The 13,693-nt window shown below is 59.9% G+C and carries 10 protein-coding genes and 1 pseudogene; 9 read left to right on the top strand and 2 right to left on the bottom strand.

Going from position 1 to position 13,693, the window contains the following annotated elements; translation table 11 throughout:
- Window positions 1-80 precede the first annotated feature (80 nt).
- The 6 genes from J3P73_RS29650 to J3P73_RS29625 all read left to right on the top strand — a co-directional run bounded on the left by J3P73_RS29650 (window position 81) and on the right by J3P73_RS29625 (window position 8,114).
- Entirely contained in the window at window positions 81-1,985 is a 1,905-nt protein-coding gene (locus tag J3P73_RS29650) for an ABC transporter substrate-binding protein (protein ID WP_130690562.1), read from the top strand.
- A 113-nt stretch (window positions 1,986-2,098) separates the two neighbouring features.
- On the top strand, window positions 2,099-3,103 hold the full coding sequence (locus J3P73_RS29645) for an ABC transporter permease (protein WP_018071046.1): 1,005 nt from the start codon (window positions 2,099-2,101) through the stop codon (window positions 3,101-3,103).
- 3 nt (window positions 3,104-3,106) lie between these two features.
- On the top strand, window positions 3,107-3,964 hold the full coding sequence (locus J3P73_RS29640; protein WP_018071045.1) for an ABC transporter permease: 858 nt from the start codon (window positions 3,107-3,109) through the stop codon (window positions 3,962-3,964).
- A gap of 1 nt (window position 3,965) precedes the next feature.
- Window positions 3,966-4,955 (top strand): ABC transporter ATP-binding protein, encoded by a 990-nt coding sequence (locus tag J3P73_RS29635; RefSeq protein WP_018071044.1) that lies wholly within the window; start codon window positions 3,966-3,968, stop codon window positions 4,953-4,955.
- Window positions 4,952-5,764 carry an ABC transporter ATP-binding protein gene (locus J3P73_RS29630; protein ID WP_018071043.1) on the top strand — a complete coding sequence of 271 codons (813 nt, stop codon included), beginning with the start codon at window positions 4,952-4,954 and terminating at the stop codon, window positions 5,762-5,764. The genes J3P73_RS29635 and J3P73_RS29630 overlap by 4 nt, the downstream gene beginning before the upstream one ends.
- Window positions 5,765-5,870: 106 nt before the next feature.
- Window positions 5,871-8,114 carry a bifunctional diguanylate cyclase/phosphodiesterase gene (locus tag J3P73_RS29625; RefSeq protein WP_130774476.1) on the top strand — a complete coding sequence of 748 codons (2,244 nt, stop codon included), beginning with the start codon at window positions 5,871-5,873 and terminating at the stop codon, window positions 8,112-8,114.
- Between the two features lie 83 nt (window positions 8,115-8,197).
- Here J3P73_RS29625 and traA read toward each other — a convergent pair whose 3' ends face one another.
- On the bottom strand, window positions 8,198-11,485 hold the full coding sequence (gene traA, locus J3P73_RS29620) for a Ti-type conjugative transfer relaxase TraA (protein WP_130774475.1): 3,288 nt from the start codon (window positions 11,483-11,485) through the stop codon (window positions 8,198-8,200).
- 282 nt (window positions 11,486-11,767) lie between these two features.
- Between traA and J3P73_RS29615 the strand changes: the two genes are divergently transcribed.
- From J3P73_RS29615 to J3P73_RS29605, 3 genes and pseudogenes are all read left to right on the top strand, one after another.
- Window positions 11,768-12,100 carry a mobilization protein gene (locus J3P73_RS29615; RefSeq protein ID WP_130690559.1) on the top strand — a complete coding sequence of 111 codons (333 nt, stop codon included), beginning with the start codon at window positions 11,768-11,770 and terminating at the stop codon, window positions 12,098-12,100.
- 96 nt (window positions 12,101-12,196) lie between these two features.
- Window positions 12,197-12,290 (top strand): annotated as a pseudogene (locus J3P73_RS29610) (type IV secretory system conjugative DNA transfer family protein); the annotation flags it as partial.
- A 105-nt stretch (window positions 12,291-12,395) separates the two neighbouring features.
- Window positions 12,396-12,641 carry a WGR domain-containing protein gene (locus J3P73_RS29605; RefSeq protein ID WP_003554086.1) on the top strand — a complete coding sequence of 82 codons (246 nt, stop codon included), beginning with the start codon at window positions 12,396-12,398 and terminating at the stop codon, window positions 12,639-12,641.
- A 63-nt stretch (window positions 12,642-12,704) separates the two neighbouring features.
- Here J3P73_RS29605 and J3P73_RS29600 read toward each other — a convergent pair whose 3' ends face one another.
- On the bottom strand, window positions 12,705-13,625 hold the full coding sequence (locus J3P73_RS29600; protein ID WP_130690558.1) for an ArdC family protein: 921 nt from the start codon (window positions 13,623-13,625) through the stop codon (window positions 12,705-12,707).
- Between the last annotated feature and the right edge of the window lie 68 nt (window positions 13,626-13,693).

Raw genomic sequence — 13,693 nt, 5'->3', positions numbered from 1 at the left:
GGCCTCTGCGAACCGACAACCGCGACGTGCCCATGCGTGCCTTTGCGGCCGCCGTATCGTCGCTTTCTAGGGAGGAGTTCATGCAACAGTGGAAGAGGCTCGCATTTGGCGTCGCGCTGGCCGCACTCGGCCTGACTGCGGCGGCCAAAGCCGATGACTACACCTCCTTGCCGCGCAAGGAGACGCTCATCGTCGAAAATCCGGAAGGGACGATCAAAAATCCCGGCTGGTTCAACATCTGGGTCAATGGCGGGGGCGGCGTATCGACCGGCCTGCAGCAACTGACCATGGATACGCTCTGGTATATCGACCCCGAACAAGGACTTGGCGGCGCGACCTGGGACAATTCGCTGGCTGCCGACAAGCCGCAATATAATGCCGACTTCACCGAGATGACCGTGAAACTGCGCAAGGGGCTCTTCTGGAGCGACGGCGTGGAGTTCACGGCAGACGACGTGGTCTACACCGTCAAGACGCAGATGGATCACCCCGGCATGGTCTGGAGTGCTGCCTTCTCGGTGCAGGTGGCAAGCGTCGAGGCGACCGACCCCTCGACTGTCGTATTCAAGCTGAAGAAGCCCAATTCGCGCTTCCACGCCATCTTCACCGTTCGCTGGAACGGCGCCTGGATCATGCCCAAGCATGTCTTCGAGAAAGTCGAAGATCCGCTGCGTTATGATTTCGCCAATCCCGTCTCGCTCGGCGCCTACAAACTCAAGGCGTTTGACCCCCAGGGCAAGTGGTATACCTGGGAGAAGCGCGACGACTGGCAGCGGACCTCGCTTGCCCGCTTCGGCGAGCCGGCCCCGAAATATGTAACCTATACCGATCCCGGCCCGCCGGATAAGCGGACGATCGCCCAGCTCGAGCACAATCTCGATATCATCCACGACAACACGCCGGAGGGCATGTTCACCCTTAAGGAGAAATCCAAGTCGATCGAAACCTGGTTCCCGGGCTTCCCCTTCGCCCATCCGGACCCGACGCTTCCAGCCGTGATCTTCAACACCCAGAATCCGCCGTTCGACAACGCCGATGTACGCTGGGCGCTTGCCCTGCTGATCGACATCAAGGCGGTTGATATGGCGAGCTATCGCGGGGCAGCGACGCTTTCGGCGCTCGGCGTGCCGCCGACGGCGGCCACGATGGAGGACTATCAGGCGCCGATGCAGGATTGGCTGAAGAATTTCGAGATCGATACCGGCAAGAGCAAGATCAAGCCTTATGACCCGACGGTCGGGCAACAGATCGCCGATATCCTGCGCAAGCAGCCGAAGTTCAAGGACCAGATCCCGACCGACCCGCAGGCAATCAGCGGTGCCTTCGGCTATGGCTGGTGGAAACCGGATCCGAAGGCTGCCGGCGAACTGCTGGAGAAGGCAGGCTTCAAGAAATCCGGCGGCAAATGGCTGACCCCTGATGGACAGCCCTTCAAGATCCGGATGACGGTGGAAGGCGACACACGCTCGGTCTTCACCCGCGCCGGGACGCTGATCGCACAGCAATGGGCCGCATTCGGCATCGACGCCAAAGCCGTGCCGGCCGCGAAACTTTGGCAGACGGCGCTCCAGCCCGGCGATTTCCAGGTGGCGATTGCCTGGAGCGTCGAGACCTGGGGCGGCGATCCCGACCTGTCGTTCTTCCTCGACAGCTGGCACTCGCAGTTCGTGGCGAAGAAGGGTGACAATCAGCCGCCGCGCAACTGGCAGCGCTGGAGCAATCCGGAGCTCGACAAGATCATCGAAAGCATCCGCGGCATCAGCGCCGACGATCCCAAGGGCGTCGAGCTCGGCAAGGATTATCTGAAGCTGGTCGCCCGCGAAATGCCGACGATCCCGCTGATGTCGTATAACGTCTTCACCTCGATGGATACGACCTATTGGACCGGTTATCCGACGATATCAGATCCCTATACCGATCCAGTGCCGAATTGGGCCAACTCCAGGCTGATGATGGTCAAGCTGAAGCCGGCACAACCGAAATAATCCTCCCAACGCCGGCGCGAGTGTTGCGCGCCGGCCTCCTAATCGACGGGCATGTGGCATGTCCGTCGATCCTTTCCACTTGATGAAGGGAACCAGAGAGGAACCACCGCCCTATGACGTCCTATCTGATCTTTGTGCTGAAGCGGTTCGGTCAGTTTCTGCTCGTTGTATTTCTCGGCGTGACGATAACATTCTTCGTCACCCACCTGACCCCGATCGATCCGGTCGAAGAAAGCATAGGCGCCATCACCCAGATGGGGCAGTCCGATCCGAATGCGATCGAACTGATGCGTCAGTCGCTTCGCGAGCTTTACGGAATGGAGGGTTCGATCTGGCAGCAATACCTGCATTTCTGGCTTCGGCTAGCCACAGGTGATCTCGGTCCGTCGCTGTCGGCATTTCCGACGCCCGTTTCCACCATCATCCTGCGGTCCCTGCCCTGGACCATCGGGTTGATGACGGTGTCGACCATCATCACCTTTGTGCTCGGCAATGCGATCGGCGCGCTCGCCGGCTATTACCGCAAGGACATGGTGCTGAAGGCCGTCAGCCTCGTCTTCATCGCCCTGCTTCCCATTCCCTATTACATCCTGGCCTTCGTGCTTCTGATTGTGTTCGGCTATCTCTGGCCGGTGCTGCCGATCAATGGCGGCTACGAGATGAACGCCAATCTGGACCTCTCCTTCGCCTTGGTCTTCGATATCCTGAAACATTCGATTCTGCCGGCCTTGTCGCTGATCATGGTCGGAGCCGGCAGCTGGCTGATCGGGATGCGCGCGCTCGTTTCCAACATCATCACCGAGGATTATGTCGTCTTCGCCGAGCTTGGTGGCGTTCCGAAGCGAAAGATCCTGCGCTCCTATATCGCCCGCAATGCCATGGTGCCGCAGTTCACCGGGCTTGCCATGTCGCTCGGCGCGATCTTCAACGGCACGGTCATCACCGAAATCGTCTTCGGCTATCCGGGCATCGGCAACCTGCTGATCGAAGCGGTGCATGCCGGCGACTACAGCCTGGTGCTCGGCCTCAGCGCATTGTCGATCGTCGGCGTTGCTGCCGCCGTGTTCATCATCGACATTCTGAGCCCGCTGATCGATCCGCGCATCAAGGTGGAATAGAGCATGTTTACGATTGTCCGCGACCTCGCGCGCCAGAATATGGAATTCCTCTGCGGCCTGCTGCTCTTTGCCGTCATCGTCGGATTGATAGTGGTGTCCTATTTCTCGCCTTACGGCGCGACCGACATCTATCTTCTGCCACCCGATATGCCGCCCGATGGCGAATATTGGCTGGGCACGACATCGCGCGGCCAGGACGTTTTCTGGCAACTGACGACCGCGCTTAGGAACACCCTGTTTTTCGGCATCGGCGTCGCCTTCATTTCACGCATCATCTCGCTGGTCGTCGGTCTCGTCGCCGGCTATGCCGGCGGCGCGGTCGACCGGGTGCTGATGGCCATCAACGACAGCGTCATGGTCATTCCGCAATTTCCGCTGCTGATCCTTTTCTACTTCGTGCTGAAGGACAGCATGACCTGGACGGCGCTGATCCTCATCATGGCCTCGCTCGGCTGGTCCTATGATGCACGCCTCATCCGTTCGGTGGCCATCAGCCTGAAGACGAGATCCTTCACCACCCAGAGCGTCTATTCCGGCATGAGCATGCGCAAGATCCTCGTCGAGGAGCACCTGCCCTACGTTCTGCCGATCGTCTTTGCCACCACGATGAACAACATGATCTGGTCGATCGGCATGGAGATCACCCTGTCGGTGCTCGGCTTCACAGATATCGAGACGCCGACCATGGGCATGATGATCTATTGGGCCAATGCGCATTCGGCGCTGATATCAGGCATTTGGTGGTGGGTGGCCGCCCCCGTCGCCGTCATCGTCGTCCTCTTCCTGGCGCTCTTCCTGCTGTCCATGTCGATGAACGAATACAATGATCCGCGCAGCCGGCTGAACCGGATGGGAAGTTAGTATGGATCCTTTGGTCGAAATTGAGAATCTGAAAGCCTATTACCGTGCCTTCCTCTTCGGCGTCGATCGCGAGGTGCGCGCCGTCGACGATATCAGCCTGACCATCGCCCGCGGCGAGGTCTATGGCGTTGCCGGTGAATCGAGCAGCGGCAAGACGACGTTGATCAAGACCATTGCCGGCGCGATCCGGCCGCCGCTGCGGGTCGTGTCGGGGAAAGTGACATTCCATTTCGACGGCGGCACCCAGGATATCTATGCGATGAAGCCGGAAGAGCGCCTGGCGCTGCGCTGGCGGCATCTGTCCTACATCATGCAGGGCTCGATGAATGTGCTCAATCCGGTGCGCCGAATCCGTCATTCATTCACCGATTTCGCCTTTCGCCACATGAAGGTCAGCGGCCCAGTCTTTTTCGAAAGGGTCGCCACCCATCTGCAGCGGCTGAAGCTCGATCCGCATCTGCTCGATGCCTATCCCCACGAGCTCTCAGGCGGCATGCGCCAGCGCATGACCATCGCGCTGGCGACGATCCTGACGCCGGAATTCATCATCGCCGACGAACCGACGACCGCGCTCGACGTGATCGTTCAGCGCGACGTGCTGTCGATGATCCGCGAAATCCAGCGCGAGATGGGCTCGTCCTTCCTGTTCGTCACCCATGATATGGGGGTTCACGCGACCGTCTCCGACCGCATCGGCATTGTCTATGCCGGGCGTCTTGTCGAGGAGGCGCCAACCGCCAAACTCTTCAGCATGCCGCTCCACCCCTATACGCAGCACCTCGTCGGCAGCCTGCCGCGCATCGGCGATGCGACGGCCCGCCCTTCGCTGGAGGGTCGTCCGCCGAACCTCGCCATGCCGCCGGAAGGCTGCCGGTTTCACCCGCGCTGTCCGAAGCGCATGGAGATTTGCTCGCAGAAGGTTCCGCCGCTCGTCACCGTCGAGCCGCAGCGGCGCGTGGCATGTTTTGCCGTTACGGGAGATCAGGTTTGAGCGCTCTTCTTCGCCTCTCGCATGTCACGAAAGTCTACCGGCAGGGCGGTATGCTCGGCCGGCGTCTGATTACGGCGGTCAAGGATGTCAGCTTCGAACTGGGAGAGAAGCCGGAGATTCTCTCGATCGTTGGAGAATCCGGATCGGGAAAATCGACGATCGCGGCGATGATCCTCGGTCAGACCGAACCGACGGAAGGCGAGCTTCAATTCAGCGGCAGGACCGTCGCCATCCATAGCAGATCCGAACGCAAGGCTTTCATGAAAGAGGTCCAGCCGGTTCTGCAGAACCCCTTCGAAGCCTTCAATCCGCTGAAACGTGTCGATCGTTATCTCTTCGAGACCGCCCGCAATTTTTCGTTCTCGGGAAAAAGGCCGGACCGGCAGCAGGCGGAGCGGATGGCGGATGCCGCATTGGTCCATGTTGGCCTGACCCTGGAAGAAGTGAAAGGACGGTTCCCTCACGAACTATCGGGCGGCCAGCTTCAGCGTGTCGCCATCGCCCGCGCGCTGATCCCGCAACCCCGCCTGCTGGTGGCCGATGAACCGGTCTCCATGGTCGACGCATCGCTGCGCATGGCGATCGTCAATCTCTTTGGTCGCTTGAAAAACGAGCTCGGGCTCTCGATCGTCTACATCACCCACGACCTCGCCACAGCATATTATATCAGCGACAACATCATCATCATGCGCAAAGGCGAAATCGTCGAGCGAGGCCAGGCGCGCAGTGTCCTGGACAATCCGCAGCATCCCTATTCGCGGGCGCTCAAGGATGCGGTGCTTGCCGCCGATTTCAGCCCAGCGACGTAAGCGCTGCAACGAACAGGCAGCTTTCCTTTATGAGGGTTGTCAGGTTTAGCGTTGCCTTAAAGAAACTGTGCAAGGATGAGGGCTTATCATCCACGCTGGCAACCTGATGAACCTTCGAAGAAATCTCGCTCGCTCTGTAATAAGCCATACCAGCGCATTTGCTCCGGCAATATTTGCGGCCATTATTGCGGCAATCGTCGTCTGGGTGGCAACGAACTGGCGGCTGGAGCGATCGCTGGCCGATGAACGCGCGATCGTTGCCGGCGAGCTTGCCACCATATCCTCCCGCCTTCAGACGAACCTCAACAGCAATGTGAAGCTGTTGCAGGGGCTGGCGGCCGGCATCGCAGTCAATCCGGCGATGGACCAAAGCGGATTTTCCAGGCTTGCCGCGCAGATTCTGAAGCCAGATTCACAATTAAGAAGCTTCGCCGCCGCGCCCGGCATGGTGGTCAGGTGGGTTTATCCGGAGAAAGGAAACGAAAAGGCCATCGGGCTCGACTACCGAACCAACGAGAAGCAACGGGCTGCCGCGATGCTGGCGCGCAACACGCACAATATCGTTCTGACAGGCCCGGTGGAGCTTGTCCAAGGTGGCACCGCTTTTGTGGTCAGGTGCCCAATCTACATCAATGACGGATCAAGCCAGATTTTTTGGGGCCTGCTTTCCGGAATAGTCGACATACCGAAGCTTTACCAGGAAAGTGGCCTTGGTTCGACCGAGCTTGAGATCGCCATCAGCACCGTACCGGAGCCGAACACGCCCAAACAGGTTTTTTTCGGCAGCCTGGCAACTTTTTCCAGGAAACCGGTCCAGACATCCGTTGATATGGTTTATGGTCGATGGACCCTCGCCGCACTGCCAAAGCAGGGTTGGGGCCAAAATAGCGGGATCGGCACTTTTGAGTTCTACGCGAGCCTGTTGGCATTCTGTGTCGTTGCACCGATTGTCTGGATCGGCTTTCTGACCAAATCACGCCAAAGAACGATCGAAAAGCTTCGCCTTCACAAGAAAAAGCTCGTTCGAGCACGGCAGAGGCTGGAGTACCTGTCATTGCATGACGCATTGACGGGGCTTCCCAATCGACGATTTGTCGACCAGTTGATCTCGCAACCGCCGAGACCGCGTCCTCAAGATTGTCTGATCCTCATTCATATCGACCTGGATCGATTTAAAGAGATCAACGACACAAAAGGGCACGCCGGAGGTGACGTGGTCTTGCAAGCAACGGCTTCGCGCCTTGCCGATTTGGCTGGTCCCAACGACGTAGCGGCTCGGATCGGCGGAGATGAGTTCATCTTCGCCAGCTGGAGTGCCGATCCGGAGCCGAAGGCAAACGCATTGGCTCAGCAGATTGTCGACGCGCTCGAGCAACCCCTCTTCATCGAGGGCGTGGCGTGTGTTGTCGGGGCAAGCGTCGGCGTCGCGTGGGAGACTGAAGGTGCTCTCGGGCGGGACCTCGGCCAATTGCTTCTCAATGCCGATTTGGCTCTCTACGAGGCGAAGAAGGCGGGCCGCGGCCGCGCGGCGGTTTTTACAGAAGAGCTTCGCAGCGCCGCGATCCATTCGAAGGAATTGGCGGACGAATTCAATCATGCGCTCGATCGTAATGAACTCGTCGCATTCTTTCAACCGCAGTTCAATGCAGACACATTGGATATTGTCGGCGTCGAGACACTTGCCCGTTGGGATCACCCGCAAAAGGGTCTGCTTGCCCCGAACAAATTTCTTGAGGTCGCGGAAAAACTAGGGCGCACTGGCGACATGGATAGGCTGATCCTGCAAAAGGCCCTGTTCGAGCTGACAAGATGGGACAGCCTGGGAATGCAAATTCCACGTGTCTCGGTCAACATTTCAGCGCGTCGACTGGCGCAGGCAAATCTGCTTGCGGAGCTGTCCGAGCTTCCCATAGCGAAGGGTCGCCTGTGTTTCGAGCTGCTCGAGACAATCTCCTTCAATGATCTTCAACCTGTTCTCAAGGAGATCATTCCAGCCGTCAAAAAGCTTGGCATCGAAATCGAGATCGATGACTTCGGCACCGAACATGCCAGTATCGTCAGTTTGCTTCGATTTGAGCCGCGACGGCTTAAGATCGATCGAGAAATTATCAAGCCGATCATTGCGTCTCCATCTCAGCGTCGTCTGGTCTCCTCCATTATCGAAATCGGCCGATCGCAGAACATCGACATCGTTGCAGAGGGCGTGGAGACAATGGAGCATGCGAAGATCCTGAAAGATCTCGGTTGCCATATACTGCAAGGTTACGCTCTGGCACGACCAATGACTTCGGAGCAGCTGATCGAATTTTGCCGTATAAAGGACAAAGGAATGGCAGAGGCAGGCCGATAGCCAAATCCGCATTCCCTGTGTGACTATCTTCCGTCGATCCTAGACTCATCGCCGCCAATCGCTTGTGGTCCGAACCAACACATCTACATCCCAAGCCCCAAGGTCCTGCCCCGCTTCAGTGAGCGCTCCAGCTCCATCTGCTGCGTGAGTTCTGCACGATGACTACGGTCGGCAAGGCGCGCGACCTGGCGGATCCGCTCGATGTCCCCAGCCTGATCGGGACCGACGCGCTTCAGCTGTTCTGCGAGATCTGAGGGATCGGCGCGACCGAAGCGCGTTTCGATCGCAGTAACGATGTCCTTCGCCTCGGCAAGCGCGCGACGCCCCTCCGGCGTCCCCGCCAGTTGCTCGACGAACTTTGCCTTGTCCGTATAAGGCAGATCGTCGAGCTGGCGCAGCAGCGCCTCACTCCGGCGGCTCGGCCCCAGAACCTCGACCACGTCCTGCTTTTCTCGCTTCCATCGCTCCGAGCCGCATTCGGCCGCAAGGCGACGCTGCCAGGTCTTGGCGGATTGACGAACATGCGATGCCAGCGCATCGATCCGACCGAGCGCGTGTTTGCGTTCGGCGTTGTCTCCGAACAGGCCTGTCTTGCCGGCGAGCGCACCGAACGTCTCGGGCGAAGCGCTGAGTTGGTTGGCGAGCGCGACCGGATCTGCGTTCTCATCCAAGATGCGGCCGCGCAACACGTCCATTGCCGCTGGCGCGTCGTTGAACAGCTGCGGCGCAAGCTGCTTTGCCGCCGCCCAATCTCGGTCGAATGCCACCATTGCCTTTGACCGTCCGACCGCTTCGACGCTCATCGCATAGGTCTTCACGGCCGCAACGAGCACGCGGCGTTCATCGCCACGTGCATCGTCACTGGGATCCTGGTGCGCAGAGCCGCCATCGGCGATGGTGCGGGCTGCGAGCGGCTGCGGTTCTTGCGTTGGCTTCGGAACCGCCGTGTCCGGGATGGGCTGTACCCCTTTGCTGATTCCCTGAGATGCGACATCACTCTCGCCCTGCCCCCGGCGATCCTCCATGCCGCGCCGATTGGCAAAGTCATGCGTATAGTCAAGCGTCGTCTCCTTCACGCCGGAGCGGCTCAGTGCCTCGGTCAGGGCGCGCTCCGTCTTGAACGCATCGAGCCCGGCATAGAGCTGTACCTCCTCACGATGACGGGTCATCGCGACGTAGGTCAGATGCCGGTCCATCGTCGTCGACGCGAGGACAAAACTCCGGTCGACCGTGGACCCTTGCGTCTTGTGGATCGTCGTTGCGTAGCCGTGGTCAAAGGCTTGGTAACTATTCACCGGTACGGTCACCTGGCGTTGCCCATCTTGCGTCTGCGCCTTGCCGTCAAGCCGAACCTGTATTGCGTCCGGCGCGACGGCGATCACCTCGCCCAGCATGCCATTCTTGACGCCGAGGTCACGATCGTTCTCCAGGAAGACGATGCGGTCGCCGCGCGCAAAGGATCGCTTCCCATTGTTGGTCTGGTAGCTCAGTTCCTCACCTTTATCACCAGACGGGTTGTTGGCCTTTGCGAGCTCACCGCGATCCTGCAACTGAGCGCGAATGCCGGCATTGATCGCAGCCACATCTATCCGTCGATGGGCCATCGCAATGCGCGTGTCGTCGGGATGTGCCGATCGGTCAGCGACGTAATCGGCAATGATCGCCTTCAGCGTTTCAGCGCGGTTCGCTTTCAGCTGGATGTTGCCATGTGCCTTGTAGGCCGTGAGCCCTTCCGCGGTCCGATGCGAGGCAAAGTCAACCGACGCCTGCTTCTGCCAATCCGCTTTCTGCCGTCGGACGTCCGAAAGCTGCGCATGACCGACCGCTTCGGCGATTGCCCGGAACGGTGCGCCCGCTCCGATCGCCTGAAGCTGTTCATGGTCGCCGACCAGCACGAGCTTGGCGCCGGCCCGTCTGACCTCCTCGACGAAGCGGGCGAGCTGACGACTTGCGACCATTCCGCCCTCGTCGATGACGAAGACATCGCGAGCATTGAGCCGACTACGATCGGCTTGCCAGGAATATTCCCACGACGCCAAGGTGCGGCTCGATATGCCCGACGATTCCTTCAGGCCCTCTGCCGCCTTGCCGGCTAGAGCCGCGCCATGAACGCGATAACCTTGCGCTTCCCAGGCCTGGCGGGCAGCCGCCAGCATCGTGCTCTTGCCGGCACCGGCAAAGCCGATCACCACGGCGATCTGACCGGGAGCCGTGACATGCTCGATCGCCTGGCGCTGTTCCGCCGACAGCCCCTGCGCCGGTGACGCACTCACCGCCTGGATCGATCTGTCCTGATCGGCGATGGCCGCATCGACATGCCGCTTGAAGACACCGTGGTTTTGGCGCGTCTTCATCGCCATGACATTGCTGGCGATCACGCCCTCGATCGCCACCATCTCGACCGTCGAATAGCGTGCCTCGCCATCACGGCCGCGAACGCCTGAACTGTCGGGTCTGAGCTCGACGAGAGCCTTCGACGCCATGACCGCGGCAAAAGCGTTCTGGAAGGTCTGCGGATCGTCGTTGATATAGCGATGCAGAGCCCTGGCAATGTCATAGCGGTTGAAGACGCTCTTCTCGTTGGTAATCAGCCGCAATATCTCTTCGGGCCGACGCCGAATGGTCTCGGCATTTCGGTCGGCCGATTGCGGTGAGATGCGGACGCGCGAGACTGCCCCACCCTGCCGATCGATCTGCGTCGCATGCACACCGACATGTTCGGTCGGCTCGATCGTGATCCCGGCTTCCAGATGCGAACGGTTGTCGATACGGATATCGAGGCCGACCCTCTCAAGGTGCGTGTTGGCAAGATGCTCCCACGCCTGTCTGAGATCCTTCAGCTGCAGCTGCGATGGCGGCAGGTGATTAGCGAGAAGCCATCGGTTTTCCCGCTCAAGCAGCGTCTTGTCGCCAAGCCCGGTTACCCTCACCTCACGCGTCGTCATCATCAGATGCGCGTGGCAGTTTCTGATGTCGCCGCCCTCGCCTGGCCGATGGATGGCGAAGTCGACGGCAGCGCCATAGCGGTTGGCGAGATGCAGCGCAAACGCACGCGTCAGCGCCAGTCGCTGGTCGGAACTCAATTCGTGCGGCAGCGCAATTTCGAATTCCCGGGCAATACGGGCGTCGCTGCGCTTCTCGGCACGCTCGGCGGCATTCCACAAGGCCGATCGCTTCATCGCCCAATAAGCGGAAGAACCAGCCGACAAGACGATCTCGGCATGCTCGACACCTGTTCTGTTGCTAAAATCATGGGTCAGCCCATCGCGCTCGTTGGTGAGGCGCTCAGCGGCGCGATAGGCGGCCGACGCCACGGCGCTGCGGCCACTACTGCGGGCGATCGGCTTCATGCTGAGATGATAGATCGCCATCGCTTGCCTTCGCGCCTCTGCCGGCCTTCGCTACTGGAGTTGCGCCAGCAACTCGTAAGTGCGCCCTTGTGCCTTCGTCGCTTCGCGTCTTCGGGCACTGGTGGGAGCACGCGGCAATCGCCCGATGACCTCGTAAGCCGTTCAGCCGGTTGATTCCACGCGCAGATTTGCGAGTAGCCGACATGCACCCATCGCTGCAGCATCTGCGCATGCGATCGCGTGCGGTCATTGTCCTGATGCCGTTCGGCCGATCGCTGATTGTGGAACAGGGAGAAGATCATCATGGCACGCAAAACCATCGACGAACGGCTCGCCCAACTGGAGGCGCAGCGCAAGACATTGCAGATCCGGCTCAGCAAGCAGGAACGTGCCATCGATACGCGCCGCAAGGTGCTGATCGGTGCCTTGGTGCTGCATCGGCTGGAGAATGATCGCGATGTGCAGATCGGCGGAGGACTGGCAGCCTGGCTCAGATCCGAACTGCCGAAATTCCTGATCCGCGACGCCGACAAGCAATTGTTCACCGACTTGCTGGCAACACAGCCGCCAGGCGGATTTATCGTTCACCACGAGGTCGACCGAGGATCTGGTTTGGTCTCGTCAAAGGCGCCCTGATCAACATGATGCGCAGGGCGCCTGCGATCCGGCCTGGGCAATCGTCGCCCTCGGCACGTTTCCGGTTCGGTACGCAAAGTCATTCGTCGTGGGTGCGGCAACGGTGTCGGCACCATCATCCCGAACCTTCTGAGCGCCGATCGCTCGATCATCTGCATTTGACCCGAAAGGCGAGAATGTGAAGATCGCAGTGAGATGAACCAAGCGGTTCACATCACCCCGATGAATCGATCGGGCCTGACCGATTCACAAATGTCGTTGGACGCCGCCGCCTGGCGTTTGCGATCCTGCCGGCATGACAGTTCAGCCCTATCGTCTCTATATCGAACGCATCGATCCATCGAAGAACATGGCGCGCTTTTATGCGCTGTCGATCGAGCCGAACCTCTTCGGCGAGACATCGCTGGTGCGCAGCTGGGGACGCATCGGCAGTCGCGGGCAGCAGAAGATCCATGTCTTCGACAGCGAGGCAAAAGCCGTCGATCTCCTGCTCACGCTTTTGCGCAAGAAGCGCTCGCGAGGCTACCTTCCGCTGCAGTGATCGGCAGCCGCGTCTCTCATGGTTGAGTGAAGGAAAAGACGGCTGAGTGAAGGAAGAGACGGCTTACGCCGCCTCCTCCTCATCGAGCTCCGGCTGCAAGGAATGCAGATAGTCGACGGCGCGCTGCGCATGTGCTGCCGCCGAAAAGATGGCGCGCTTGTCGTGGCTCAGAACCTTGAGCCAGCCATCGAGATAGCTTGCATGGTCGGGGCGTGGTTCGAGCTCGGGGACGATGCCGAGATCGGCGCAGAGAAACGCGCTGCCGAGTTCGGCAATCAGTTCCTCGCGGGCACGTTCGCTCCGGTCTTTTGCGTAGCGGCTGAGATCGCGATCCAGCCGTCGCGGTGCCCCGGTCCAGTGCGTCATCTCGTGGCTGAGGATGGCGACATAGGCGGCATCGTCCCGGAAGGCATCCAGGCATGGCATCTGGATGTAATCACGCTGAGCGGCATAATAGGCAGCCGTACCTCCATGCCGGATCAGTGCGCCGGTATTGGCAAAGAAGCGGCCGGCATCGCCGATCCGGCTGATCGGATCCTCGACAGGTGCGATGTCGTCAAAGCGACCGTTAAGACCGGCGATCTGATCGGTGTTGAACACCGTGTAGGTCTTGAGGAATGGAATGTCCTGTTCGATCTTAGTGCCCGTCTCGGTCGTCTCGGTGCGGCTGAACGAACTGGCAAAGACAATGGTCGTGCCGGTTTCGCCCTTGCGAACGGCGCCACCGAGTTCGATTGCCTGGCGAAACGTCATCCAGCGTGATGAGGCAAAGCCGCGGGCGATGGTTTGCGACCACAGCAGCAGGACGTTGATGCCGGAATAGGGTTGGCCATTGTGGCGCAGTGGCCGGCTGACCTCACCTGTCGCATGTCCCGTCGTCCAGGGTTTGGTCCATGGCCGCACGCCCTGCTTAAGATCGGCGATGATCGTGTTGGTGATGCGGCTGTAGATATCGGATCGTTGATTGCTTTGCTGCCTGCTCATGTTGGAACCTCCGTTTCGAGGTCGCGGCCATCGCGACCTGCTACGGCGGTCCGAAAGCCGGGCGGCAA

The organism is Rhizobium ruizarguesonis (assembly GCF_017357285.1).
In the GTDB taxonomy this organism is placed as follows: Bacteria; Pseudomonadota; Alphaproteobacteria; order Rhizobiales; family Rhizobiaceae; genus Rhizobium; species Rhizobium ruizarguesonis.
The sequence above is the reverse complement of the archived record's forward strand: the minus strand, read 5'-3'. Positions and strand labels throughout refer to the sequence as shown.